Raw genomic sequence first — 24,389 nt, forward strand, 5'->3', positions numbered from 1 at the left:
ACTGCCCTACACTGGATAACCATGCAAACGATGCTCGTCACTGGCGGCGCCGGTTTTATCGGCGCCAATTTCGTGCGCCTAATATGCCAGGCGCGCCCCGATACCCGCGTTACGGTGCTCGATAAACTGACCTACGCCGGAAACCGCGCCAACCTCGCCGGTCTCGATATTGACCTCGTGGAGGGGGATATCGCCGATCCCGCCACCGTAGAACCGCTCGTCGCCGCTGCCGATGTAGTGGTTCATTTTGCCGCCGAGTCCCATAACGACAATTCTTTGCGCGACCCCTCGCCCTTCATCCACACGAACCTCGTAGGCACATTCACCCTTCTGGAAGCCTGCCGGAAGCACGATACCCGCCTCCACCATGTCTCCACTGACGAGGTTTTCGGAGATCTGGAAATCGGGGCAGACACCAAGTTTACTGAGGACACCGCCTACGCTCCCTCCAGCCCCTACTCAGCCACCAAGGCGGGGTCTGACCACCTCGTGCGGGCATGGGTGCGTTCCTTCGGACTGCGAGCCACCATCTCAAACTGCTCCAATAATTACGGGCCTTACCAGCACATCGAGAAGTTCATTCCCCGCCAAATCACCAATATCCTCTCTGGACACACGCCCAAGCTCTATGGCACGGGCGAGCAGGTGCGCGATTGGATCCACGTCGATGACCACAACGAAGCGGTGCTCGCCATCCTCGAGCGGGGCCGCATCGGCGAGACCTACAATATCGGCGCGGACCAGGAAGATATTAATAATAAGCAGGTCATTGAGCTGATCTGCGAAATCATGGGCCACACCCGCAATGGGCGCGCACTTTATGAGCACGTGGCGGACCGCCCCGGCCACGACCAGCGTTATGCCATGGACGCCGCCAAGCTGCGTCGCGAGCTGGGATGGACCCCGCGGTTCACGGATATCCGCGCCGGTCTCGAAGACACCATCGCGTGGTATCGCGATAACGAAGGCTGGTGGAAGCCCGAGAAAGAAAACGTGGAAGCCCGCTACAAGCAGCAAGGACAGTAGATATGCGTATTACCGAAACCGCCATCCCGGGGCTGCTCATCATCGACCTCGACGTGCACGGCGATAACCGCGGCTGGTTCAAGGAGAATTGGCAACGCGAAAAATTCACCGGCCTCGCGCCCGAGCTCGCGAGCTTCCAGCCGGTGCAGAACAATATCTCTTTCAACCACGCCGGTGCGACGCGCGGCCTGCACGCTGAGCCGTGGGACAAGCTCGTCTCGGTGGCGCAGGGCAAGATTTTCGGCGCATGGTGCGACTTGCGCGAGGGGTCAGATAGCTTTGGCGAGGTCGTCACCCACGAGGTAGGGCCGGAGACTGCGGTGTTTGTCCCACGGGGCGTCGCCAATGGCTTTCAAGCTCTGGAGGAAACCTCCTACTGCTACCTGGTGAATGAGCACTGGTCGGCCGAAGCTCGCTACGCCGCGGTGAACCTCAACATCGTCGACTGGCCGCTAGAGCCCACCGAGATTTCGGAGAAGGACAAGCAGCACCCCGCTCTTAAAGACGTGAGCCCGATGCCCGCCCGGCGCATCCTCGTCACAGGCGCGAACGGGCAGTTGGGGCGGGCGTTGAAGCGCCTGCTTGCCGATGCTGAATTGTGTACCCACGCCGACTTCGATATCACCGACCCACCAGAACGGAATTGGAAGCAGTACTCCGCCATCATCAATTGCGCGGCGTATAACGACGTCAACGGTGCCGAAAACGACCGCGCCGCCGCCTGGGCCGTCAATGCGGAAGCGCCCGCACGGCTGGCGCGCATCGCCGCGGAGAACCAACTCACGCTGGTGCATGTGTCGAGCGACTATATCTTCGATGGGGCGAGCGAGGTCCACTCCGAGGAGGAGCTACCGTCGCCGCTGAGTGCATACGGGTCGTCGAAAGCCGCGGGCGATACCGCCGCGCAGACCGCGCCGCAGCACTACGTCATCCGCACCTCGTGGGTGTTCGGCGAGGGCGAGAATTTCATGTCCACCATGCGCCGGCTGGCCAATAAGGGAGTGGAGCCGAAGGTCATCCATGACCAGCGCGGGCGGCCCACGTTTGCTGAGGACTTGGCCAAGGGCATCGTCCACCTACTCGACTCTGGCGCGGACTACGGCGTGTATAACCTCTCTAACTCGGGCGATACCGTGGGCCGCGATGAGATTGCCATGGCCGTGTTCATCGGGCTCGGCCACGACCCGGCCGAGGTCACTCCGGTAAGCACCGAGCAGTACCGCGAGATCGCGGGCCCAGAGGCGCCGCGCCCTAAGGAGTCGACGCTTGCGCTAGATAAAATCGAGGCTACGGGCTTCAAGCCGCAGAATTGGCGCGCGGCCCTTGCCCTGTACTTGGCGCTGTACCCGGAGGATTAAATGAAAGGCATCATCCTGGCCGGCGGTTCCGGCACGCGGCTCTACCCGATTACCAAGGGCATCTCGAAGCAGCTCATGCCCATTTATGACAAGCCGATGATTTATTACCCGCTCACCACGCTCATTCAGGCGGGTATTCGGGAAATCCTCATCATCACCACCCCGGAGGATGCGGGGGCCTTCCAGCGACTGTTTGGCGATGGATCGCAGCTTGGGGTGATGATCGATTACGCGGTCCAACCGCGACCAGAGGGGCTCGCGCAGGCCTTTTTGATCGGCGAGAAGTTTATTGGAGACGACAGCGTCGCGCTGGTGCTCGGCGATAATATCTTCCACGGCTTCGGCGGCGAGCTCGCCCACTGCCAAGATCCGGAGGGCGGCATCATCTTCGCCTACGAGGTCTCGGATCCGCAGCGCTATGGTGTCGTGGAATTCGACGCCGCCGGCCATGCGCTCAGCATCGAGGAAAAGCCGGAAGTGCCGCGGTCGAACCACGCGGTGGTGGGCTTGTACTTTTATGACAACTCCGTCGTGGAGATAGCCAAGGGCATCGAACCCAGCGGCCGCGGTGAACTGGAGATCACGGCGGTAAACGAGGAGTACCTGCGCCGCGGCGAGCTCAGTGTCCAGCGCCTGCACCGCGGCAGCGTGTGGCTCGACACGGGAACGGTGGACTCGATGAGCGAGGCCTCCGCCTACGTCGAAGTGATGCAAAAACGCACCGGCATCGTTATTGGCTCACCAGAAGTGGCCGCCTTCGACGCCGGCTTCATCGACCGCACCCAGCTAGAAAAACTCGCCGAGCCGTTGCTTAAGTCCGGCTACGGCGAGTACCTGCGGGCGTACTAGAGGCGTACTAGCACGCAGCGGTTAGTAACCGCGCTCGATGTATTCGTCGATGCGCGCGGCCTCCGCGCCCACCGTGGTGGCGTCGCCATGCCCTGGCAGGACCTTGGTGTCCTCCGGCAGGGTGAAGACGACGTTCTTCAGCGACTCGATGATCACATCGAAGTCGGAGTACTTGCGGCCGGTGGCGCCGGGGCCGCCGTTGAAGAGCGTATCGCCCGACAGCAGCGTCTCGCCCACGTGCAGCACCACGCAGCCCGGCGAGTGGCCCGGGGTGTGGTAGACCGTGATCTTCTCGCCGCCAATATCGAACTGACCGCGGTCCGCCAATGGCGTGTATGGAGCATCGCCATTGGACTCCTGCCACAGCATGTCATCGTCCGGGTGCAGGTAGACCTCGGTATCGAAGCGCTTGGCGGCCTCGGGGGCGAGCTCGCAGTGGTCATTGTGCGCGTGGGTGAGCAAGATGCCTTCCACGCGGCGGTCGCCAACGAGCTCTGCTACCGCATCCAGATCGTGGGAGGGGTCCACCACGTACACGCTGGAGTTATCGCCCACGACGTAGACGTTATTGTCCACGTCCCACTCGCCGCCATCGAGGCGGAACTTGCCAGAAGTAACCGTGCTATCGATACGCATTAGAACTCCACCACCGAACGCAGAACCTTGCCGGACTTCATGGTGGTAAAGGCCTGCTCGACGTCGTCAAGCGCAATGCGCTCGGAGACGAACTTGTCCAGCGGGAAGTTGCCGGCCTTGGACAGCGCTACGTAGGCGGGGAAATCGCGCTCTGGGAGGCAATCGCCGTACCACGCAGGCTTAATGGAACCGCCGCGGCCGTAGAGGTCGATGGCCGGAATGTCCACGTGGTCGGTGAGGTTCGGCACGCCCACCATGACCATGCGGCCGGCGTGGTCGCGGGAGTAGAAGGCCTGGCGCCAGGTGGGCTGGATGCCCACGGCGTCGATGGACACGTCGGTACCGAAGCCGCCGGTGAGCTCGCGGACCGCGTCAATAACCTCCTGCTCCGAGAGATCCTTGGAGCAGATGGTGTCGGTCGCGCCGAACTCGCGAGCGGTTTCCAGCTTGGACTCGTCGATGTCCACGGCGATGATCTTGGCCGCGCTCGCCAGCTTGGCACCCGCAATGGCAGCCATGCCAACGCCGCCGCAACCAAAGACAGCGACGGACTCGCCGAGCTGGATATCGCCGGTGTTCACGGCCGCGCCGAGGCCCGCCATGATGCCGCAGCCCAGCAGGCCAGCGGCAGCCGGGTCGGTGTCTTCTACCTTGGTGCACTGGCCCTCGTGGACCAGGGTCTTCTCAGCGAAGGAACCGATGCCCAGCGCAGGGGTGAGCTCGGTGCCGTCCTCGAGGGTCATCTTCTTGGAGGCGTTGTGGGTATTGAAGCAGTACTTTGGCTCGCCCTTCTTGCAGGCGCGGCACTCGCCGCACACGGCGCGCCAGTTCAAAATGACGAAGTCGCCTTCCTCCACGTGGGTGACCGCAGAACCTACGGTCTCTACTACGCCTGCGGCCTCGTGGCCGAGCAGGAAAGGGAAGGCGTCTTCAATATCGCCATCGCGGTAAGCAAGGTCGGTGTGGCACACACCGCAGGCCTGGACGCGCACGATGACATCGTTAGGGCCGGGGTCAGGAACGACAATGTTGACGGTTTCGACTTCCGCACCCTTGGAACGGGCGATAACAGCTTTTACAGTCATGCGCCCGAGCGTACCGATATTTTCAAAACCGGCGCATTATTGAAAACTCTTTTTAAGAGCGGGCGATGACGTTGGCCGCATGCTCGTGGCCACGCTGGTTCATATGGATGGGCAGGTTGCCGTCACCAGCAGTAAAGTCCACCAGACCAGCCCACATGCGCTGGTTTGCATCGGCGCACATGCCGTTATTGCGGGTGGAAGGCTTCATATCCAAGAACTGCACGCCGGTACGCGCCGCCAAGTCCACCTGCATCCACTGCGCCTTATTCTCAAAGTCTTGGATGCCCGGCAGGAAGGTGGAATCGGCCGGGCGCGGACCGAAGTGGAAGAGGCAGTAATAAGGGCCGGTGCCGATGGTGGGGTATCCCACGATCTGGACGCGAGCGTTCGGGGCAGCGCGCTTAATGCGCTCGATCTGCGGGGCGGTGCGGTCCGCGAACTGCTTGCGAATCTGCGGCAGGCTCATATCGCGGTGGTTGTAGGTGTCATTAAAACCAGTGGTGATGACCACGCGGTTAGTGGCCGGGGTTAGCGCGCCAGTGCGCAGGGCCGCATCCACCTGCTGGAAAATCTGCGGACCATGGGACATGGACACTGCGCCAGAGCAGGAGAAGTCCCGTACGGTAAGGCGCAGCTTCGCACCCGCGCGCTTGGCGTAGTTATTGGAGGTCGGGCAGTCTACGCCAACGCCCTTGGAGCGGTCGTAGCGGTGGGCAAAATAGGAGCCAGCATCTGGATCCGCGAGGACGGAATCACCGAAGGCTACTAGGTTGCGCTCCGCGGCGGTGGCCTGCGGCGCGGCCACCGCACTCAGCACGGTCAGCGCAGAAGCCACCACGGAGAGAACTTTCAGCTGCAGAGATTTCATGAGATCCTTTTCTAGAAACACCAGTAACTTCAGATAACTGTAGTCACTTCTGTAACATAATTCGAGTTGGCGGCAACACCGCGCGCCTCTCTCACGATATCGTCCATGGTTACCTTTTTGTTATCTTCGCCTATTTGGAGCTATCCCAACCGTGAATTTCTCTGATTTCAAATTCCACGCCGCAGCCCTCGGCCGGTTCGTTCCGGCGCTTCTTAACGCTGGACTCGTCAGCCACCAAGGCGGCGCGAAGGCCCAGCTCAATCTCCTGCCGAACCTGGCCCGCTACCGCTTCACCACCGCGCGCGAGATCGAACAGGGCTGCCTCGCCTGCCCGGAGCGCTTGGCGCTTATCGACGACGACGGCACCCTCACCTACCGCCAGCTGCGCACCCACACGCAGGGCTTCGCCCGCTACCTCCGCTCGCTGGACCTGCCCGAGATCCGCCTCGGCGTCATGGCGCGCAATGGCCGCGGCATCATCATTCCGCTCGGCGCCAAGGGCTATGTGGGCGCTTCTATTTATCTGCTCAACGTGGGCTCCTCCCCGGAGCAGCTGGCCGGCTGTATCGAGGAAAACGGCATCAACGTGCTCGTGGTGGATGATGAATTCATCGACCGCGTGGACACCGATATCCCGGTCATCATCGCGCACGATACGGGCGCAAGCGATCTACCGAAGCTGGATAAAATTGTGAAGAACCCACCGGCCGTGCAGCTGCCGCGCTTCCCCAAGCACGGCCCGATTGTGCTCATGTCCTCCGGCACCACCGGCATTCCGAAGGGCATTGTGCGGCCGGAGCCGACCCTGCCGGTGGTGCTGGCATCCATCGTGGATACGATTCCGTGGCGCGCCGACCAGCGCCTACAGCTCACCGCCTCCATTTTTCACACCTGGGGCTGGGCCTGCATCAATATTGCACTGGGCCTGCGCAATACCATCGTCACCCGCCGCGTATTCGACGCGGAGCAGGTGCTTGACGACGTCCAGCGCTACCGCCTCGATGGCATGATTTCCTCCCCCATCTTTTTCAAGCGCTTGGTAGAGCGGGATCCAGCCGGCGAGTTCGATACCTCGAGCCTGAAATTTATCGCCTCGGCCGGCAATGCGCTGACCCCGGAGGTGGTCAAGGAGACCAATGAGCGCTTCGGCGCCATCCTGTGCAACGTCTACGGATCCACCGAGCTCGCGCTCGCGACGACCGCCACCATGGATCAGGTGGCCGCCAACCCCACCATCGCCGGGCGCGTGGCCTCCGGCACGAAGTTGCGCATCCTCGATAAGGAGGGCCACCCGGTTCCGCGCGGCGAGGTGGGAGAGATCTACCTCACCAACTCCACCGCAATGACCGGTTACACCAACCCAAACCTGCGGCTCAATAAGGTAGACGGGCTCATCTCTATTGGAGACTTGGGCTACATCGACGAGCACGACTTCCTGCACGTGGTGGGCCGCGCCGATGACATGATCATCGTCGGCGGCGAAAACGTCCACCCGCAGTCCGTCACCGAGGTCCTTGAGGCAATGCCGGGAATCCACGAGGTGCATGCCGGCGGCGTAGAGGATAGCGAGACCTTCCAGCGCATCGCTGTGTGGGCGGTGCCTACTGCCGACGCCGCCGGAAAGGCCCTCACCGCCGACGCTATCCGCGACTGGGTCCGCACCAAGCTTGCCGATCACTCCGTGCCGCGCGACGTGCACTTCCTGGCCAAGCTCCCGCGCAACGCCACCGGCAAGGTGGTCCCGCGCCTGCTTAATAACGACAGCGAGGCTTAGCGCGCCGCCCCCACAACGCGCTTTCCCCAAAACTGCGAAAGGCCGCAGGCTATACACCTGCGGCCTCTGTGGAGCCGCCTGCGAGAATCGAACTCGCGACCTTTTCATTACGAGTGAAATGCTCTACCGACTGAGCTAAGGCGGCGCGCTGCTCGGCATGCGCCAGTGCAGCAAGAGAGAGTTTAACCTAGGGGCGCCGCGGAATAGAAATCGGGCCCCACCTACAGGCACGCGCGGCGCAGGCGGCCCACCAACCCGTCGAAGGCAATCTGCGTGCCGACGTTTTGGGTCAGCTGCTCGCGGCACAGCGTAATGGCCGCCTGGCAGTCCAGCAGGCCTTCCTCGCTCACGCGCTGCGCGATCTCACCAGAAAGTCCAGCAAAATCCGGGTGGGTGAGTTCCACCTGCGCGCCCACCTTCTGCATGAGTGCATCGCGGTAGACGCCGGAGAGATCAACAAGCACGAGGTCCAGGTTGTCGATCACGCGGCGCTTCGCCCGCTTCTTGTGCTGGTCCTGCAGATCCTTGATGGCGGAGCGGGCGTCGCGCTGCGCCTTGGCCGCACCTTTGCCCTTCGCACCCACGCCGAGGGCTTGTTCCAACTTCGCCAGCTCGGCCTCTTCTTGTTCCTTGTGCGAGTCCTTCGCCTCCGCGTCCACCAGCTTCAGCAGCGAGGTCACCGCCTGGAAGCCCTGGGAGCCGTGGAAGACTTCCTCTGCCAAGTTGATGGCCACCGCGCGGCGTTTTTGCACCGCCGGATCGTTGACCAGGCGCCGCGCCCGGCCGACGTGGCGGAGGGAGGTAAGGGCGGCCAAGTGGGCGTCGTGATCCGAGGCGCCCTCGCTAACCAACTGGGCGGTAATGCTCTCCACCGACGGGGAGGGAATGTAGAGGTGCCGGCAGCGTGAGCGGAGGGTCTGGGAGAAGTCCTCGGGGGCGTCGGAAGGAGCGCACATGATGATCACGGTGCGCGCCGGCGGCTCCTCCACCGTCTTGAGCAGGGCATTCGCACCGTTATTGTTGAGGCGGTCAGCGTTATTAAAGATCACCACGCGCCAGGGCGCCACCGTGGGCAGGCTCGCCGCGCGGCCGATAACCTCGCGCACCGTATCCACGGGAATGATGACCTCCTGCGGATCCACGAGGACCAGATCGGTGTGCTGTTTGGTCTCCAGCACCGCGCGGCAGGCCTCGCACCGGCCGCAGCCCGGTTCCTCTGGGTCCGTACACATGAGCGCGGCCGCAAAATCGATCGCGGCCAAGGAACGGCCGGAGCCCGGCGGGCCGGTAAATAGCCAGGAATGGCTCATCGCCCGCGGGTCTGCCCCCGGCATCCCCCGAGCTGCCCGGGCGGCGCCCAGGATAGTGCGGGCCACACCTGGGGTATCTGCCAATCTTTGCGCAACGCTTCCGGTATTCACTCGCCCTAGCCTACTGGTCTTACTAAAGTATGAAAGCATGAACAGACTACTGCGCGGCGCACGATGGCTCATGGGTACCCAATGGCCGGTCTACGCCGCCTTAGTCCTTGGCGCGAACCTCATCGGCGCCATCGCGATTATGACCTTTGTCCTCTATTTCTTGCCGATGCCGGAGATTAAGGACTTTGCCGCCGAGCTGCCCAGCCTGATGGGCGTCGCCGCGGTGTACCTCATCTTTGCGGTGGTCATCGGCATCGCCGTCACCCTGCTGCTTTTCCGCCCGGTGCTGGACTGGCAGCGCAACCCGAACGAGCATGATCCGAATATGGTGCGCAACCTGGTGCTGCGCATCCCCGTCTACCAATCCGTGGTGGCGGCCGCGGTGTGGCTCATCGGCATCATCCTGGCCGTGGTGATTTCCGGCCGGGAATCCGGCCGCCTCGGGCTCGTCGTGGGCGTGTCCGCCACCCTGGCCGGCCTCGTGGTGGTCATCTTGACTTACCTGCAGGCCGAGCGCCTCGTGCGCCCAGTGGCCGCCCAGGCGGTGGCGCGCCGCTTCGAGGATGCCACCCTGGAGCCGCCCATCAAGTACCGCCTCATTTCGACCTGGCTGATGACCTCCGGCGTGCCGCTGGTGGGCATCTTGCTCGTGCTCATCGCCCAGCGCACCGGGCTCTTCTCCGGCACCGCAGGAGACCTGGTTCCCGCCATCACAGCCCTGGCACTTACCGCCCTGGCCACCGGTTTTATCGGTACTAGCTTCGCGGTGATGAGCGTAGTGGACCCGATCGTGGAGCTCCAAGACGCCATTAACCGGGTGCGCCGCGGCGATACTAATGCAGAGGTCGATATCTATGATGGTTCCGAGCTAGGCGTGCTGCAGGCCGGCTTCAACGAAATGATGCGTGGCCTGCGGGAGCGCAACCGCGTGCGCGATATTTTCGGCCGCTACGTCGGCAGCGAGGTGGCCCAACGTGCGCTGGAGGAACGCCCAGAATTAGGCGGAGAGGATCGCAAGGTGGCGGTGCTTTTTATTGACGTCATCGGTTCCACCACCTTCGCCGTCAACCACTCCCCCGAGGAGGTGGTGGAGGAACTCAATAAGTTCTTCGAGCACGTCATCGAGGTGGTGCACCGCAATAAAGGAATTATTAATAAATTCCAGGGTGATGCCGCCCTGGCTGTCTTTGGCGCCCCGCTCAACGTTTATGATTCCACCTCTGTGGCGCTACAGGCCGCCCGGGAGCTGCGCAGTGAATTGCGTGGGCTGGAACTGCAAGCCGGCATCGGGGTGGCCGCAGGACACGTCGTCGCCGGGCATATCGGTGGTGCGGACCGCTTCGAATACACCGTCATTGGAGATGCTGTGAATGAAGCCGCGCGCCTGACCGAGCTGGCCAAGGACACCCCGGGCCAAGTGCTCACCAATGCCGCCACACTCAAGACCGCTAACGAGGCCGAGCAGGCCCGCTGGACTATGATGAAATCCATTGAGCTGCGCGGGCGTCACCGCATGACCCAGCTGGCTCGCCCTATCCGCGCTACCCTGGCAGAACGTTCCGAGGTATAACGAGGTTTTTCAGTGAGCTCAGCTTCCCGGCCCCGCATGATCGTGCCCGATGTGGCACGCGGCATGGCCCTTCTAGGCATCGCCATGGCCAATATGACCACGGCATGGATCATCACCACCGACCGGCAGGGCAGCTATTTCGGCGGCATCATCGATGGCAGCGCGTGGGATAAGGCGGCCGTCGTCTTTGGCGCCTTCTTTGTCCACAACCGCGGCCTGCCCATGTTTTCTACCCTGCTCGGCTTTGGCGTGGGGCTCATTGCGATGAGTCTGTGGCGGCGCGGGTTTCCGGTGCAGGCGGCGCGCGGGGTCATCGCTAAGCGCTATGCCTTCTTGGCGGTGATGGGCGCGGTGCACTTGGTGCTGCTGTTTTGGGGCGACATTATGTTCTTCTATGGCGTGGCCGGAATTATCATCGCATTCCTGCTGCGCAAACGGGATTCTACCCTCATGCTCGTTGCCTATATTCTGTTTGCGCTGTGCGCGCTGGGCGGGGTTGTGGCCTTTATTTCCGGTGCCTTGGATCCCCTCGGCGTGGTGGCTACGGAAGGCATCGGCACCATCGAGTCCTACCCCGATTTGCTGCTCAGCCAGCTTGTCACCCTAGGCAGCCAGGCCTTGGCCACGCCGATCATTGTGCTGATGTACTTGCCCGTCATGCTGGTGGGTTTTGTGTGGGCGCGCCGAGGCGTGCTTGCCGACGTCCCCTCTCACCGCCCCACCCTCCTCCGCTGGGTTGCCATCGCGGTGGTCATTACCGTGGTAATCGGCGCCCTGTGGTCTTTGAGCACGCTTGGGGTCATCGAGCAGCGCTGGGCGAATGCGGCCAATAATGCCAACTCCTTCCTCGGCGTCTTCACTGGCCCCGGCATCCTGGCCGGGCTCGCGTTGGTGCTGCAGCCAGTACAAGAGCGACTCTCGGCCGGTGCACCGCTGCCCGCGGTACTGTGGCCCTTCGCGGCGCTGGGCAAGCGCTCCATGAGCGGCTATGTGGGCCAGTCCATCCTCTTTTTCTGCCTCGTGCACCCATTCATGCTGAACTTTGGTCACGAGCTGGGAGCCTTCGGCCAGGCCGCGCTAGCCTTCGCGGTATGGCTGGCCACGCTCATTTTTGCCTGCGTGCTGGAGGCCGGCGGCCGCCGCGGTCCCTTCGAGGCCGTGCATCGCCGCTTGTCTTATGGCCCGACGATGCAGCCGCAGCTACCGCGCTCGGGTGCGGCTAAGGCCGTCAATCAGCAGCAGGTGGCCGAGAATTAAGGTGCCGGCTTCGGCCGCGCGCACTAGCCGCACCTTGCGCTTTCGCTGCTGCAGCGCCGCACGCAAGGCCGTTAGCCCCTCGGCCGCGACGAGCAGGTTGGCGCCGTGGCTCATGCCCTTGCCGGCGTCGGTGCGCAGCGCTGGGTCGCCCGCCAGTGCCGAGGTGGCCAGCACGGCCGCGCCACCCACTGCCACTGCGGCGGACGTCGGCTGGCTACGGGTACTGGCAACGCCCGCGCCCCATGCGGCCGCGCGCAGGCCCCAGCCCAGGGCATCATTGCGCGCGCCGCGGCGATATAGGCTCCACGCATAGGCGGCGTGGTTCGCTGTTACGGCCGCCACGCCGAGCGCCGAAGGACGGGTCAGCCGGCGGACTTTTTCCACCTGGCCAATCGCTCCGGCTACAACTCCGGCGCCTACGGCGGGCTCTTCGCGAACCGAGGCCAGAACCTGCGGCCGCGCACTGATATCGGTGACGGCGCGCCACAGAGCCGCGGCGCCTTCTCGGGTGCGGACAAGAAAATCGTTCATGCCCGCCACCTTACGCGGTTACTTCTTGCGCGAGCCGGCCTTTACCACGTTCTTCGTGCCGGGCGAAGGCTTCTTAGTCGCCTTCTTTCCAGCCTTCTTCGTGGACTTTTTGGTGGCCTTCTTGGTTGCCTTCTTCTTCGTCGTCTTCTTAGAGGACTTCTTGGTGGACTTCTTCTTGGTCTCGCCGGAAGCTTCCTTGGCGCGGCGCTCGGAAAGGAGTTCGTTCGCGCGGGCGTCGGTAAGCTGCTCCGGGTCATCGCCGCGGCGCAGGGAGGCATTGGTGGTGCCATCGGTGACATACGGGCCGAAGCGGCCGTCCTTGACGGTCATGGGCTTGCCAGAGACGTCGTTATCGCCCAGCTGCTTAATCGGCGGCTGAGCCGCTGCGCGGCCGCGACGCTTCGGCTCGGCGTAGATGCGGCGGGCCTCGTCCAAGGTGACGGTGAAGATCTGCTCTTCCTTAGCCAGCGAGCGCGAATCGGTACCCTTCTTCAGGTACGGGCCATAGCGGCCGTTCTGCGCGGTAATCATCACGCCGTCGTCCTCGCCCACCTCGCGCGGCAGGGAAAGCAGCTTGAGGGCCTCCTCCAAAGTCACGGTGGAGGGTTCCATGGAGCTAAACAGTGAAGCCGTACCCGGCTTGAGCTTGTTCTCGATGTACTCCTTGACGCGCTTTTCCTTCTGCTTCGCGGCCGTCTTGGTTTCCCAATTCTTGGCGCGCTTGCCTTCCTCGGCGCGTTGCTTGTCCTCCTCGGCGCGCTCCTTGGCGACGATCTCCTCGGCCTCACCCTCGGCCTTCTCCCGCTCATCCTCGCGGACAACCTCGGTGACATACGGGCCGAAGCGACCTTCCTTGGCCACGATCATGCGGCCGTTTTCTGGGTTCTCACCCAGCTCGCGGCCGCCTTGCGGGGTGGCGAAAAGCTTTTCCGCCAGCTCCTCGTTCAGTCCATCTGGGGTGACGGTTTCGGACAGGTTAGCGCGCTGATACTCGATGCTGCCGTCGTCGTTAGTGCCAACGGCGCGCTCAATATACGGGCCGTAGCGGCCTACGCGGACAAAGACGTCGCGGCCCTCGGTGTCGGTGTAGAGGCGCAGGGAGTTGACCTTGCGGGCGTCGATGGCTTCCAGGTTGACGTCGATAAGCGACTTCAAGCCGCCGTGACGGGCAATGGAAGCCGCCTTCTGCTCGTTGGCCTCGGCGTTGCCAAAGTAAAAGCCATTAAGCCAAGCAGTGCCGTCCTCGATACCGGTGGCAATCTGGTCTAGCTCGTCTTCCATGGAAGAGGTGAAGTCATAGTCCACCAACTCGGTGAAGTTTTCCTCCAACAGACCTACGACGGCGAAGGCAACCCACGAAGGCACCAGCGCATTGCCGCGCGAGACCACATAGCCGCGGTCCTGGATGGTCTTGATGATGGACGCGTAGGTAGACGGGCGGCCGATGCCCAGGTCCTCCATCTTCTTTACCAGGCTGGCTTCGGTATAGCGCGCCGGCGGATTGGTGGAGTGGCCCTCGGCGGAGACCTCCTTGGCGGTCAGGGCGCGACCCTCCTCCAAGTGCGGTAGGCGGGTCTCGCCCTTCTTGTCACCCTTGGCGTCGTCCGCGCCGTAGGCCTTCAGGAAGCCGGGGAAGGTAATGGTGCGGCCGGTGGCGGAAAATTCCACGTCGTAGCTGCCCTTTTCGGTGGCGGCGGTACCGGCTACGGTGACCTTCATCGAGGTTCCCTTGGCATCGGCCATCTGGGAGGCGACGGTGCGCTTCCAAATCAGGTCATAGAGCTTAAACTCCTCCGCATCCAATTGGCCGGAGAGCTGGCCCGGGGTAGCGAAGGACTCGCCGGCCGGGCGGATGGCCTCGTGAGCCTCCTGGGAGTTTTTCACCTTGCGGTCATATACGCGCGGGGAATCAGAGACGTACTCTGCGCCATAGATACTGGTAGCGGAATTGCGCGCAGCGGACAGGCCCTGCTTGGACAGCGAAGTGGAGTCCGTACGCATATAAGTAATGTGGCCGTTTTCGTACAGTCGCTGCGCAATGCGCATGGTGCGCTCAGAAGTAAAGTGCAGGCGGCGGCCGGCCTCCTGCTGCAGCGTGGAGGTCATAAACGGCGCATAGGGCTTGCGCGTATAGGGCTTGTGTTCGACCCCAGCGACCTGCATATCCGCACCGCGCAGCGCGGTTTCCAGCGCCTTAGCCTGTGGCTCGGTGATGACGATGACGTCTTTGCTCTTGACGTTTCCGCGGTCATCAAAGTCGCGGCCCAAGGCCACGCGCTTGCTATTGACGGCCGTGAGGCGGGCGTCGAAAGTAGCAGGGTTGTCCGCATCCGCAGCGCCGATATCTAGCGTGGCGGCCAGGTCCCAGTAGTCGGCCGGGATGAACGCCATGCGCTCGCGCTCGCGCTCGACGATGACGCGGGTGGCCACCGACTGCACGCGGCCGGCAGAAAGCCGCGGCATGACCTTCTTCCACAGCACCGGGGAGACCTCATAGCCGTAGAGGCGGTCGAGGATGCGGCGGGTTTCCTGGGCGTCGATAAGGTTGTAATCCAGGTCGCGAGTATTGTCCGCGGCCTCCAGGATCGCGGACTTGGTGATCTCGTTAAAGACCATGCGGCGCACCGGCACCTTGGGCTTGAGGACCTCGAGTAGGTGCCAGGCGATGGCCTCGCCCTCGCGGTCGGGGTCTGTTGCGAGGTAGAGCTGGTCGCACTGCTTCAGCTTGGACTTGAGGTCCGCGACCTTCTTCTTTTTATCGGGGCTCACCACATACAGCGGAGCGAAGTCATCTTCCGGATTCACGCCGAGGCGCGCCCAGGATTCCTTCTTATACTTAGCCGGCACGTCCGCAGCGCCACGGGGAAGATCGCGGATATGACCCACGGAGGCCTCCACGATGTAGTTATCTCCGAGGTAAGGCTGAATCTTCTTCGCCTTCGTCGCCGACTCGACGATCACCAAGGTCTTTCCCGGCCCGGCTGCTTCTGCCACTTCGACTTCATCCCTTTCGATGATGCGAACAATAAGGTATGCACGCTTTCAGCAATCGCCCCTAGCGTACACAGTTGATCTGCGTTTCCTTTCTCGCACCATATACGCGGTTCTGCCAAAAGGCCGTTTTCAGGGGCACTATGTACCCCCACGGAACGGGTCTATACTGGCCTACTTAGAACGCCCAGTAGCTGTGAAAGCATTGTGGGGCACAATAGCACACCCAAGACGACGCCCGGGGAGTATTCATGGTTGACACCATCACTATGTGGATCGAATCCGTCATGTCCACAGAGTGGATCTACCCGCTGGTGGGCGTACTGATCTTTGGTGACTGCTTCTTCCCCGTGCTGCCTTCTGAAATCCCGCTCAATATGGCCGGCGCCTGGTCCGGCTCCCAGGGCTTTCCGCACCTGCCCACCATGTTTTTCGTGGCGCTCATTGCCGCCATGATGGGCGATAATCTCTGTTTCCTGCTGGGCACGCGCTTCATGCCTCTGCTCCAGCGCGTACCTAAGGGATCGAAGGCCTACGAGGGGCTCAAGTGGGTCAAGCGCAATATGCGCCGCGGCGGCGGTGCGGCCATTATTATTGCCCGCTTCATTCCTTCAGCGCGCCTGTTTATGACCATCCTGCTGGGGTCGATGCGCTTCCCGTGGCTCGTCTTTGTCTTCTTCGACACCATCGGCGTCGCGCTCTGGGCGGCCGAAGCGCTCGCCATTGGCTACCTGGGCGGCATGGCCTTTTCCAATTCGCCGGTGCTGGCGGTGGTGGTCAGCATCATCGCCGCCGTGGTCATCGGCGTGGGCCTGCAGAAACTGCAGAATAAGTTCACCGAGTGGTGGGATACCCGGCGCGGCTACGCCGAAACGCCGTAGCGGGAAGACCTGAGCGAGGCAACCGGCCGCCTAAACTACGGACACGGACTGGGCCTGCTCGCCCTTCGGGCCGGAGCCTACCTCGAAGGTGACCTGCTGGTTTTCTTCTAGGGTGCGAAAGCCGCTGCCCTGGATCTCGGAGTAGTGGACGAAGATATCGCCTTCGCCGTCCGCGCGTTCGATGAAGCCGTAGCCCTTTTCAGAGTTAAACCACTTAACGGTTCCTTGTGCCATGGTGTGCAGTCCTTTTCTTGATTGGCGGTGCGGCGATTCCGCGCCGAGGGGTTCGGTAAATGCGTCCTTTAGCAGTACCTTAAAGTGTAAACACCGCACCAAGACATCATTGGCCTCATATCAGTGTGACACGTTCCACGCCAAAGCGATAGGCCTAACCCACGAGGGGGTAAAAATGGCTCACCCGGAAACGGATAATCCTCTGGGAGAAGAGCTCCTCGAGTTCATCCAGCGCCGCCTCGATGAGTCCACTCTCACATTTCACACCACCCTGCCGCCGCAGCGCGCACAGTATGCCGAGTGGCCCGAATGGGTGCTGCCGGAATTGAAGGAAAAGCTGGTAGATGGGGGCGTCGGCAAGCTGTATAGCCACCAAGCCGAGCTGGCGCAGGCGGCCTGGGCCGGCGAGGATGCGGTGATTTCTACCGGTACGTCCTCGGGTAAGTCCCTGGGCTACCAGCTGCCCATTGTGAGCCGGCTGGCGCAGGAGCCGACCGCCTGCGCGCTGTATCTCACCCCCACCAAGGCGCTGGGATCTGACCAGCTGCAGGCGGTGCTCGAGCTGTGCCGGGGCATTCCGGCGCTCAAGGGCGTGGTGCCCTCGCCTTATGACGGCGATACGCCGCAGGAATCCCGCGCGGGCGTGCGCGATCATTCGCGGTTCATTTTCTCCAACCCGGATATGGTGCATATGTCGCTGCTGGCGGCGCACGCGCGGTGGGCGCGGCTGCTGCGGCACCTGGAGTTCATCGTCATCGATGAATGCCATTCCTACCGAGGCGTTTTTGGCGCGAACGTGGCGCTGGTGCTGCGGCGCCTGCTGCGCCTGTGCGCGCACTATGGCTCGCGGCCGACGGTAATTTATGCCTCGGCCACTATGAAGGACCCGGGCCGGCATGCGCAGCGCCTTACCGGCCGGCCCGCCCGCGCGATTACGGAGGACACCGCGCCCACCGGCGCGCGCACCGTGGCGCTATGGGAGCCGGGCTTTATCGAGGGCGCCGAGGGCGAGCACGGGGCGCCGGTGCGCCGCGCCGCCACCACCGAGGCGGCCGAGATGATGGCCTCCTTCATCGCCGAGGGCGCGCGCACCATGACCTTTGTGCGTTCGCGCCGCTCGGCCGAGGTAGTAGCCATGCGCGCGGCCGAGGTGCTCTCCGGTAGCCTCGGCCGGCCCGATTTTGCCCAGCGCATCGCCGCCTACCGCGCCGGTTACCTGGCCGAGGACCGCCGCAAGTTGGAGCGCGCGCTTGACGACGCCTCCTTGCTCGGCGTCGCCACCACCTCCGCCCTCGAGCTGGGTATCGACGTCGGTGGGCTCGATGCTGTGGTCACGGCCGGTTTCCCGGGGACCGTCGCAAGCTTTTGGCAGCAGGCCGGGCGCGCCGGCCGCCGCGGGCAGGGCTCGCTCGTAGTGCTCATCGCCCGCGATGAGCCGATGGATACCTACCTGGTCCACCACCCCGAGGCCCTGCTGGGTCGGCCCGTGGAGGCCAGCGTATTCAACCCGGCCAATCCGTATATCCTCTTCGGCCACGTCTATTGCGCCGCGGTGGAGAAGCCGCTGGATGATGCCACGATTGCCGCCTGGGGCGCCCAAGACGTGGTCCACCAGCTGGCCGAATCCGGCCTGCTGCGCCGCCGCGAGCGCGGCTGGTTCGCCGTGCCCATCCCTGCCCATGCGCCGGAGGAGCTCTCCCCGGAGACGGCACATACTGCGGTTTCGCTGCGCGGCGGGGCGGGCGAGGAAGTCATGATCGTAGATTCCTCCGACGGCCGCCTGCTCGGCACCATCGATGCTGCCCGCGCTACCAGCCAAGTCCACCCCGGCGCGGTGTACCTGCACCAGGGCGAAAGTTTTGTCATCGAGGAGCTCATCCTCAGCGATTACCTGGCGCTGGCCCGGCCCGAGGCCCCGGACTATTCCACGACTCCGCGCTCCACCACGGATATCCGCATCCTGCGCGAGGCCGATAACTTGGTCAATTACTCCCCAGGACTGTGGGTGGCGGACGTGGAGGTGGAGGTGACCGACCGCGTCACCGGCTACCAGGTGCGGCTTGCCGACGGCACCATTGGCGACGATATCCCCCTCGATCTCCCCGAACAGCGCCTGGTCACCCGGGCGGTGGCCTACACCATCGATCCGGTGGCGCTTTCCGCCATGGGTGTGACGGCCTCCGATACTCCTGGCACGCTGCACGCGGCCGAGCACGCCGCCATCGGCCTGCTACCGCTTATCGCCACCTGCGACCGCTGGGACATTGGCGGCGTCTCCACCGCGTTGCACCCCGATACGCAGCTGCCCACCGTCTTTGTCTACGACGGCCACCCCGGCGGCGCCGGTTTTGCGGAGGAAGGCTTCCGCCGCTTCCCCGAATGGATCGCGGCTACCTTCGAGGCGGTGCGCTCTTGTCCGTGCGAAGCCGGGTGCCCGTCGTGCGTCCAGTCGCCCAAGTGCGGAAACGGAAACAATCCGCTGAGCAAGGACGGCGCCATCAAGCTACTGGGTGCGCTGGTCACCATGACGCAGGGCTAGCCTCAACTTAAGCGGTTTTGCCTTTTTCTTCATTTACTCGCTGCGCCCGCGCGTGTTCATAGTCCGCGCTGCGCTGCAACAGCTCCTCACGCCGATGAGGGAACCGCTCCAAAATTATGCGCTGAATTTCCGCCGCTGCACGTGCGCGAGTGCGCCGCACTTCCGGATCCGGCTCATAAAAAGGCGAGCCTTGCGGATGTCTCATGGAGCATCGCCTCTTTCTTTTTTCGGGGCAGATTTGTCGAGCTCACCCTCTTTAAACTCTTGGGCAAAATCCCACAGTGTGTTGATAAAAGGGGAATCTCCTTCAACGTCCGATAATAATCCCAGAATTGTGGGGAGAAAATACCATCCAGTAATTTTTTCGGCTCTTTCCGCCGAGTCAGTCTTATCGATACACCACTGCACAATTCCCCACCATCTATCTTGTTCCCGCCTATGATCCGATTTGATTTCTTCGCGTACCTTTCGGCGATATTCCCGCCAAGCAATGAAGCCTGCTACGGCTGCCACTGCGGTGGGGATAAGGCGCACTACTGCTTCCTGCCAGCTCATACCGGCCCCGCCTTCGCTTGAGTGGACCGGCCACGGACCGCAGCGGTGACGATGACGTCGCGGCCGGATTCGGTGCAGGTTTCTAAGGTGGCGTCGTTAAGCTCGGCGGTATCGCGCGCGGCGGTACAAGCATCTTCACCCGTAGCGAGGGCCCAGGCACCGGCAACCGCCGCGAGGTCGGCCGCCACTTGGGCCTCGTGGCGCGCGGCCACGCGCGAGCCCACTGCCGCCACGATAAGCAGCAGGCTCACTATGGCGACGATGATACCGGCCGCGGCAATGGTGGCATAGCCTTCCTCGCCGCAGCGCCTCGGCCTACTCATTTCCGCCTACCTCGGCCGGAAATACCGCCTCGGAGCGCATGGTGCCGACGGGGGCATCGACGCTTACCGACGCCCTCACCAAACCACCACTTTCTTCCACGCTGACCTGGGCATCCTCGCGCGGGGGATAGTATTCGACGCCGATGGCGTGCGAACGCGCGGCCGCGCCCGCCATGTCCACCGCGGCGATATAGGATGCCAGCGTGGCAATGGCACCCACGATTCCCGCCGCGACCAAGACCAGGGAGCTTAAAGCCAAGGCGGCCTCGATGGTCACGGAGCCATCGTCATCAAATACCCTGTGCATCATTCCTCCTTTCTGCCGGCGGGTTGGGCCCGCCGGCCGTGGTTAGAGAGCGGCGCTAGCTCGGGGTATTCGAGAGGGCGTCGGTAATGATGCCCTCGATGGCATCGACCACCCCGCCGCCGTTGATGACCATGTAGAGCACCCCGGCAAGCGCAGCGGCCGCCAAAGATCCCATGGCATATTCGATGGTGCTCATCCCCTCGTCATTGCGGATGAGCTGGGAATACTTATTTAGTGCGTGCATGATTAGTGTCCTTTCATGTGAGGTTTAGAGAAGTTGTGCGCCCAAACTGATAACTACGGGCGCAAGTCCTAGAACGATGAATGCTGGCAGGAAGCACACCGCCAGCGGGAGGGCGATAAATACTCCTGCGCGCTCCGCCTGCGCCGTGGCATGAGCGGATGCTTCCGCGCGCAAAGAAGTACAGATTCGATGGCACCCGGCCGCGATGGTGGCGCCGGATTGGCCCGACATGATGACAAGCTGCGCTAAGTCCTCCAGCCCCGCATGGCCCTTCATGTGGCCCCACGCGGAGTGCGCGGGAACGCCCACGCCGAGCAGCGCGGCGACGGTCTCCCACAGTTCCTTAGTCTGGGCATCCGCGGTGCGGGCCACCGCGGTGGTGGCGCCATGTACGGAAAGCCCTGCGGCCAGGCACGCTGCGAAGAGCTCGACGTCGCCAGCTACTGCCAGTGGATCCAGCGGTGCGGCGGGCTTGAGCTTGCTTATCAGTCCCCCGCGTGCGGTCGGGCCATCGCGCGGGGTCTTGGCGGTGGTCTCGGTTGCGCTGGCAGGTGCCAGGCGGGCGGTGTGCGGCGGCAGGCCAATAAGGGCGGCGAGGGCGATAAAGATGAGCGGGGTCATGCGGCCGCCTTCCGGATGATGACGCGCGACCAGGCGAATCCGCCGCAGGCCAGCGCCACGCCAACCACGAGGAGCATGCCGCCTAATCCGCCGCCTAAAAGGAATCCGAGCGAGTTAGCACCCATGGCCCCTCCCATGGCGATGCCGGCTATGGGCAGGCATGCGAGCACCGTGGCGGTGGCTTGGGGGCCTTGCAGGCTAGCGGCGGTGGATTGCTGGTGGCGTCGGGAAGCGTCGAGGCGGCTTTGGGCTTGGTCGAGCAACCTGGCCACCGCTATGCCGTGGTAGGTGGAAAGCTCTAATAAGTGACCCAAGCGGTGAAACTCTGGCAGAGCCTTGCCGCCCTGCGGATCTATCAGCGCCATGTGCGGCGGCGCACCGCTCGCGGCAAGGGCGGCCGTGGACTCTAGTGCGGCGGATACCTCGCGCGGGGTGGTAGCTGGCAGGGACTCCACGCCGCGGGCGAGCGCACCGGCCAAGGTCGCCCCCGCACGCAGGTCCGCGGTGACCACGCCCAGGTAAGCGGCCAGCCCCTCGCGGCCGCGCCGCTCCGCCCGCGCGGCCACTAAGTCTTTGACGTACCAGGACACGCACCAGGCGATAATGGCGGCGGCGATGGCGATACTGATGCGGCCCACCGAGTAGAAGACCAGGCTGCCGCAAAAGACCGCGCCTAGGATCACCACGGAGCTGGTCTGTGCCCGGCGCGTGGCCGAGGCCAGGCGGCCGGCACTCGAGGGCGCGGGTATAAGCAGCGCAGCGGCAAGGATGAGGTAACTAAGCACGGCTGGCCTCCCCGGCATGCTCTCCCAGCAGCTGCGCGGAGAATTCCGCGAAGCCGTCTGCCGGGCCATCTTCGGCGCTCCAGATGATGCGCGGGATCACTGGGTTTCCCTCGAGCAGGCCGATATGGGCGAGGCGGCGGCCCTGCGGGGTGCGCTCCATGGTCAGCACCATGTGCACAGCCGCCGCCAATTGCGAATGCAGCGCCGCGCGGTCCACGCCGCCGAGGGCGGCGAGAGCCTCCATGCGGGCTGGGACTTCAAACAGGGAATTGGCGTGCAGCGTGCCGGCGCCGCCGTCGTGGCCGGTGTTGAGCGCGGCGAGGAGATCCACCACCTCGCGGCCGCGGATCTCTCCCACCACGATGCGGTCCGGCCGCATGCGCAGCGCTTGGCGCAGCAGTTGTGACATCGTGACCTCGCCGCTTCCTTCCGCGTTGGCCCGGCGCGAGACCACGCTGACGCAATGCGGGTGGTGTGGGGAGAGCTCGGCGGTGTCCTCGATAACGAGGATGCGTTCGCGCTCGGAGACGGTTCCCAACAGCGCGGAGAGCAGGGTGGTTTTGCCGGAACCAGTGCCGCCGATGACTAGAAAGGAGATGCGTTTGTCCACCACGGCGCGCAGCAGCGCCGCGATGTCTTTTGGCAGCGTGCCATTGTCTACAAGCTGGGGCAGGGTGGTCTGCGCTTGGCGCAATACGCGCAGGCTCAGGCAAGTCCCGGCCACTGCGGGCGGGCTCAGCAGTGCGTGGACGCGCAATACGACACCATCGGGGCGAGTGACGCGGCCATCGGCAAAGGGCTGCGCATCATCGAGGCGCGTGCCTGAAGCTGCCGCAAGCCGGCTGGCCAGCTGGCGGACCTCGGCATCATCGCGGAAGGTGATATCGGTGCGCTCGAGGCCTTCGCCGCGGTCCATGAATACCGCGTGTGGCCCGTTGACTACGACGTCTGTGACACCCTCGCGCCCCAGCACCGCATCGAGCGGGCCCATCCCGGTGGCGTCTTGGCGCAGGCGGCGCAGCAGGTCAAGCACCGCGACGTCACTAATCACGCCGGCTTCTGCGCGAATGCGCCGGGCCAGGGCTGCCGCATCATGCACCAATTCGGGCTCGGCGGCAATGATGCGCTGCATCTTTTCCAGCGTTTCTTGTGCTGCTTTATGCTCGCTCATGCGCCGACCTCCTCGAGGACCGCGCGGGCGGCCTTGCGCAAGGGTGCGGGGAGGCGCTGCGGCAGGCCGCCGATTTCTACCGCGCGGGTGAGGCCCCGGAGCGTCGGCAATTCTGCCAGCACCGTGCTGTGGACGATGCGTTCTACTTCCGCCGCGCTTAACGACGCCCACTGGCGTTGCCGCAGCACCACCACGCACCTGCGCCGCGCGGCATCGAGACGCGCCAAAAGTTGCGCGGCCGACGCGGCCGAGCGCACTTCCGCGGCCACCACGATGACCACGTGGGTACAGGCATCCGGGATGGTCTCCGGGGTGCAATCCACCACGCATACCCCTTCGCCCGCATGGGCCGCCCCTACCACCCGGGCAAGCAGGTCCTTGTCCAAGCGGAAGGGATCCGCGACGGTGCTGCGCGCGGCCGAGAGCACCGCTACCCCATCGGGCGTGGATGGCAGCGCGCGGTAGAGATCGGCGGCATCGATGCTGCCATCGCCCACGGTAAGCTCCGGCCAGCGCGCCCCCGGTTCCGCTTCTACGCCGAGCAGGAGGTCGAGGCCGCCGGAGTATGGGTGGGCGTCGATAAGCAATGCGCGACCGTCGGCTGCGCACTGGGTGCGGGCCAGCGCGGCCGCGAAGGTAGAAGCACCCACCCCACCGCTCGCGCCCACCACTGCGATGGTCGCACTGCCCGGCCGCGCTTCCTGCGGCGCGCCCGCCGCGGCAATGCTCGCCAGCAACTCCTTCACCTGGGCGGGGATGATAAAGGCGCTCTCCGCGTGGCAGGCGAGCGCCGCCTCGTAATCAATCGGTCCGGGGTCCGCGGCCAGGAAAAGCACGGGCGCAGACGCAGTGTGGGTGCGCCGCGCTGCTGCCACCACGCGGGCCATAAGGGAATCAACCAGCACCGCATAGGCGCCGGGCAGGCTGCGAGGGATATCGCGGGGATCGGTTACGGTCAGCACATCGTGGCTGGTCGCAGCCGCGGCGTGAACGGCCTCGGCGCGCAGCGCTTCGTCACCAATGGCGACGACGATGACGGCGGAATCAGGGTGTAGTGCGTTCATGCCTCATAGCCTGAAGCAGTCGCGCCACCGCAGCGAGGCTCTGGCAGCAACGCTGTGGATAACCCGCCAGACGTCACCATGTAGGCGCGATTTGGTTGTCGTTTCAACCAAAAATCTGTGGATAACCCGCACCACACGGCGGTAGATATAGGTGACGGCCCGCGCATCGGGGGGGGTGTGCGCGCGGGCCGTCAGTAACCCGGCCTCGGGGGGTGAGCCGGGGCAGGCCGCACAGTATATCGGGGCCTTGCACGCATTATTATGACATGTTCGCCACCCAATCACAACAGCTAACAGCA

At 63.8% G+C, this 24,389-nt stretch carries 23 protein-coding genes and 1 tRNA gene; 8 read left to right on the forward strand and 16 right to left on the reverse strand.

Annotated features, from left to right (window positions below; genetic code table 11):
• Positions 1-21: 21 nt before the first annotated feature.
• The 3 genes from rfbB to rfbA are packed head-to-tail and all read left to right on the forward strand — an operon-like array spanning position 22 to position 3,233.
• Positions 22-1,026, forward strand: coding sequence for a dTDP-glucose 4,6-dehydratase (gene rfbB / locus MHY24_RS09565; protein ID WP_239230195.1), 1,005 nt, complete (start codon positions 22-24; stop codon positions 1,024-1,026).
• A 2-nt stretch (positions 1,027-1,028) separates the two neighbouring features.
• A complete protein-coding gene (gene rfbD, locus MHY24_RS09570; RefSeq protein WP_239230197.1) occupies positions 1,029-2,384 on the forward strand; it encodes a dTDP-4-dehydrorhamnose reductase in 1,356 nt (451 codons plus the stop codon).
• Entirely contained in the window at positions 2,385-3,233 is an 849-nt protein-coding gene (gene rfbA / locus MHY24_RS09575) for a glucose-1-phosphate thymidylyltransferase RfbA (protein ID WP_239230199.1), read from the forward strand.
• 21 nt (positions 3,234-3,254) lie between these two features.
• Here the strand turns inward: rfbA and MHY24_RS09580 are convergent, their stop codons facing one another.
• From MHY24_RS09580 to MHY24_RS09590, 3 genes are read right to left on the reverse strand one after another with little or no spacing between them, the layout of a single operon-like run.
• Positions 3,255-3,869 (reverse strand): MBL fold metallo-hydrolase, encoded by a 615-nt coding sequence (locus MHY24_RS09580; RefSeq protein ID WP_239230201.1) that lies wholly within the window; start codon positions 3,867-3,869, stop codon positions 3,255-3,257.
• Positions 3,869-4,954, reverse strand: a complete 1,086-nt coding sequence (locus MHY24_RS09585) for an S-(hydroxymethyl)mycothiol dehydrogenase (RefSeq protein ID WP_200435940.1) — start codon at positions 4,952-4,954, stop codon at positions 3,869-3,871. The genes MHY24_RS09580 and MHY24_RS09585 overlap by 1 nt, the downstream gene beginning before the upstream one ends.
• Before the next feature lie 52 nt (positions 4,955-5,006).
• Positions 5,007-5,822 (reverse strand): GDSL-type esterase/lipase family protein, encoded by an 816-nt coding sequence (locus tag MHY24_RS09590; RefSeq protein ID WP_239230203.1) that lies wholly within the window; start codon positions 5,820-5,822, stop codon positions 5,007-5,009.
• 151 nt (positions 5,823-5,973) lie between these two features.
• On the opposite strand from MHY24_RS09590, the gene MHY24_RS09595 reads away from it, so the two are divergent.
• Positions 5,974-7,596, forward strand: a complete 1,623-nt coding sequence (locus tag MHY24_RS09595) for an AMP-binding protein (RefSeq protein ID WP_239230205.1) — start codon at positions 5,974-5,976, stop codon at positions 7,594-7,596.
• 69 nt (positions 7,597-7,665) lie between these two features.
• Here the strand turns inward: MHY24_RS09595 and MHY24_RS09600 are convergent.
• Positions 7,666-7,741 (reverse strand) — tRNA-Thr (locus MHY24_RS09600).
• Positions 7,742-7,817: 76 nt separating this feature from the next.
• Positions 7,818-9,056, reverse strand: coding sequence for a DNA polymerase III subunit delta' (locus MHY24_RS09605; RefSeq protein ID WP_239230207.1), 1,239 nt, complete (start codon positions 9,054-9,056; stop codon positions 7,818-7,820).
• Here MHY24_RS09605 and MHY24_RS09610 point away from each other — a divergent pair.
• Both MHY24_RS09610 and MHY24_RS09615 read left to right on the forward strand, forming a co-directional pair.
• The gene (locus MHY24_RS09610; protein WP_239230209.1) at positions 9,055-10,587 is read left to right on the forward strand and encodes an adenylate/guanylate cyclase domain-containing protein; all 1,533 of its coding nucleotides are present in this window, start codon (positions 9,055-9,057) and stop codon (positions 10,585-10,587) included. The genes MHY24_RS09605 and MHY24_RS09610 overlap by 2 nt on opposite strands.
• A gap of 12 nt (positions 10,588-10,599) precedes the next feature.
• The gene (locus MHY24_RS09615; protein ID WP_239230220.1) at positions 10,600-11,844 is read left to right on the forward strand and encodes a DUF418 domain-containing protein; all 1,245 of its coding nucleotides are present in this window, start codon (positions 10,600-10,602) and stop codon (positions 11,842-11,844) included.
• Here the strand turns inward: MHY24_RS09615 and MHY24_RS09620 are convergent.
• Complete coding sequence (locus MHY24_RS09620) at positions 11,788-12,375, reverse strand: hypothetical protein (RefSeq protein WP_239230232.1); 588 nt, start codon at positions 12,373-12,375, stop codon at positions 11,788-11,790. The two genes, MHY24_RS09615 and MHY24_RS09620, sit on opposite strands and share 57 nt — an antisense overlap.
• Before the next feature lie 18 nt (positions 12,376-12,393).
• The gene (gene topA, locus MHY24_RS09625; protein ID WP_239230234.1) at positions 12,394-15,369 is read right to left on the reverse strand and encodes a type I DNA topoisomerase; all 2,976 of its coding nucleotides are present in this window, start codon (positions 15,367-15,369) and stop codon (positions 12,394-12,396) included.
• A gap of 248 nt (positions 15,370-15,617) precedes the next feature.
• Here topA and MHY24_RS09630 point away from each other — a divergent pair, with 248 nt between their 5' ends.
• The gene (locus MHY24_RS09630) at positions 15,618-16,247 is read left to right on the forward strand and encodes a DedA family protein (RefSeq protein ID WP_239230236.1); all 630 of its coding nucleotides are present in this window, start codon (positions 15,618-15,620) and stop codon (positions 16,245-16,247) included.
• A 30-nt stretch (positions 16,248-16,277) separates the two neighbouring features.
• On the opposite strand, the gene MHY24_RS09635 is transcribed toward MHY24_RS09630, so the two are convergent.
• Positions 16,278-16,481 carry a cold-shock protein gene (locus MHY24_RS09635; RefSeq protein ID WP_204610420.1) on the reverse strand — a complete coding sequence of 68 codons (204 nt, stop codon included), beginning with the start codon at positions 16,479-16,481 and terminating at the stop codon, positions 16,278-16,280.
• A 175-nt stretch (positions 16,482-16,656) separates the two neighbouring features.
• On the opposite strand from MHY24_RS09635, the gene MHY24_RS09640 reads away from it, so the two are divergent.
• Positions 16,657-19,020, forward strand: a complete 2,364-nt coding sequence (locus MHY24_RS09640) for a DEAD/DEAH box helicase (RefSeq protein ID WP_239230238.1) — start codon at positions 16,657-16,659, stop codon at positions 19,018-19,020.
• A gap of 201 nt (positions 19,021-19,221) precedes the next feature.
• On the opposite strand, the gene MHY24_RS09645 is transcribed toward MHY24_RS09640, so the two are convergent.
• Genes MHY24_RS09645 through ssd form a run of 8 tightly spaced genes read right to left on the reverse strand, consistent with a single transcriptional unit; the run spans position 19,222 to position 24,090 of the window.
• A complete protein-coding gene (locus tag MHY24_RS09645) occupies positions 19,222-19,575 on the reverse strand; it encodes a hypothetical protein (RefSeq protein WP_239230240.1) in 354 nt (117 codons plus the stop codon).
• Entirely contained in the window at positions 19,572-19,898 is a 327-nt protein-coding gene (locus tag MHY24_RS09650; protein WP_005323100.1) for an Rv3654c family TadE-like protein, read from the reverse strand. Before MHY24_RS09650 ends, MHY24_RS09645 begins: the two co-directional genes overlap by 4 nt.
• Positions 19,891-20,205: a hypothetical protein gene (locus MHY24_RS09655; protein ID WP_239230276.1), complete on the reverse strand. Its 315-nt coding sequence runs from the start codon at positions 20,203-20,205 to the stop codon at positions 19,891-19,893. Before MHY24_RS09655 ends, MHY24_RS09650 begins: the two co-directional genes overlap by 8 nt.
• A 55-nt stretch (positions 20,206-20,260) precedes the next feature.
• The gene (locus MHY24_RS09660) at positions 20,261-20,449 is read right to left on the reverse strand and encodes a DUF4244 domain-containing protein (RefSeq protein WP_005327144.1); all 189 of its coding nucleotides are present in this window, start codon (positions 20,447-20,449) and stop codon (positions 20,261-20,263) included.
• Between the two features lie 24 nt (positions 20,450-20,473).
• Positions 20,474-21,070: a type II secretion system F family protein gene (locus MHY24_RS09665; protein ID WP_204610422.1), complete on the reverse strand. Its 597-nt coding sequence runs from the start codon at positions 21,068-21,070 to the stop codon at positions 20,474-20,476.
• On the reverse strand, positions 21,067-21,855 hold the full coding sequence (locus tag MHY24_RS09670; protein ID WP_239230242.1) for a type II secretion system F family protein: 789 nt from the start codon (positions 21,853-21,855) through the stop codon (positions 21,067-21,069). Before MHY24_RS09670 ends, MHY24_RS09665 begins: the two co-directional genes overlap by 4 nt.
• Entirely contained in the window at positions 21,848-23,026 is a 1,179-nt protein-coding gene (locus MHY24_RS09675) for a TadA family conjugal transfer-associated ATPase (protein WP_239230254.1), read from the reverse strand. The genes MHY24_RS09670 and MHY24_RS09675 overlap by 8 nt, the downstream gene beginning before the upstream one ends.
• Positions 23,023-24,090, reverse strand: a complete 1,068-nt coding sequence (ssd, locus tag MHY24_RS09680; protein WP_239230256.1) for a septum site-determining protein Ssd — start codon at positions 24,088-24,090, stop codon at positions 23,023-23,025. The genes MHY24_RS09675 and ssd overlap by 4 nt, the downstream gene beginning before the upstream one ends.
• Positions 24,091-24,389 lie beyond the last annotated feature (299 nt).

The organism is Corynebacterium sp. ACRPQ, from assembly GCF_022347225.1.
In the GTDB taxonomy this organism is placed as follows: Bacteria; Actinomycetota; Actinomycetes; order Mycobacteriales; family Mycobacteriaceae; genus Corynebacterium; species Corynebacterium tuberculostearicum_D.

Coding starts and splice junctions, on each gene's coding strand:
- MHY24_RS09590 (WP_239230203.1), bottom strand. CDS start 5,822: ATGAAATCTCTGCAGCTGAAAGTTCTCTCCGTGGTGGCTTCTGCGCTG.
- MHY24_RS09655 (WP_239230276.1), bottom strand. CDS start 20,205: ATGCACAGGGTATTTGATGACGATGGCTCCGTGACCATCGAGGCCGCC.
- MHY24_RS09635 (WP_204610420.1), bottom strand. CDS start 16,481: ATGGCACAAGGAACCGTTAAGTGGTTTAACTCTGAAAAGGGCTACGGC.
- MHY24_RS09665 (WP_204610422.1), bottom strand. CDS start 21,070: ATGACCCCGCTCATCTTTATCGCCCTCGCCGCCCTTATTGGCCTGCCG.
- MHY24_RS09580 (WP_239230201.1), bottom strand. CDS start 3,869: ATGCGTATCGATAGCACGGTTACTTCTGGCAAGTTCCGCCTCGATGGC.
- rfbA (WP_239230199.1), top strand. CDS start 2,385: ATGAAAGGCATCATCCTGGCCGGCGGTTCCGGCACGCGGCTCTACCCG.
- MHY24_RS09585 (WP_200435940.1), bottom strand. CDS start 4,954: ATGACTGTAAAAGCTGTTATCGCCCGTTCCAAGGGTGCGGAAGTCGAA.
- MHY24_RS09610 (WP_239230209.1), top strand. CDS start 9,055: ATGAACAGACTACTGCGCGGCGCACGATGGCTCATGGGTACCCAATGG.
- MHY24_RS09660 (WP_005327144.1), bottom strand. CDS start 20,449: ATGCACGCACTAAATAAGTATTCCCAGCTCATCCGCAATGACGAGGGG.
- MHY24_RS09650 (WP_005323100.1), bottom strand. CDS start 19,898: ATGAGTAGGCCGAGGCGCTGCGGCGAGGAAGGCTATGCCACCATTGCC.
- MHY24_RS09640 (WP_239230238.1), top strand. CDS start 16,657: ATGGCTCACCCGGAAACGGATAATCCTCTGGGAGAAGAGCTCCTCGAG.
- rfbD (WP_239230197.1), top strand. CDS start 1,029: ATGCGTATTACCGAAACCGCCATCCCGGGGCTGCTCATCATCGACCTC.
- MHY24_RS09605 (WP_239230207.1), bottom strand. CDS start 9,056: ATGCTTTCATACTTTAGTAAGACCAGTAGGCTAGGGCGAGTGAATACC.
- MHY24_RS09630 (WP_239230236.1), top strand. CDS start 15,618: ATGGTTGACACCATCACTATGTGGATCGAATCCGTCATGTCCACAGAG.
- rfbB (WP_239230195.1), top strand. CDS start 22: ATGCAAACGATGCTCGTCACTGGCGGCGCCGGTTTTATCGGCGCCAAT.
- MHY24_RS09620 (WP_239230232.1), bottom strand. CDS start 12,375: ATGAACGATTTTCTTGTCCGCACCCGAGAAGGCGCCGCGGCTCTGTGG.
- MHY24_RS09645 (WP_239230240.1), bottom strand. CDS start 19,575: ATGAGCTGGCAGGAAGCAGTAGTGCGCCTTATCCCCACCGCAGTGGCA.
- MHY24_RS09675 (WP_239230254.1), bottom strand. CDS start 23,026: ATGAGCGAGCATAAAGCAGCACAAGAAACGCTGGAAAAGATGCAGCGC.
- ssd (WP_239230256.1), bottom strand. CDS start 24,090: ATGAACGCACTACACCCTGATTCCGCCGTCATCGTCGTCGCCATTGGT.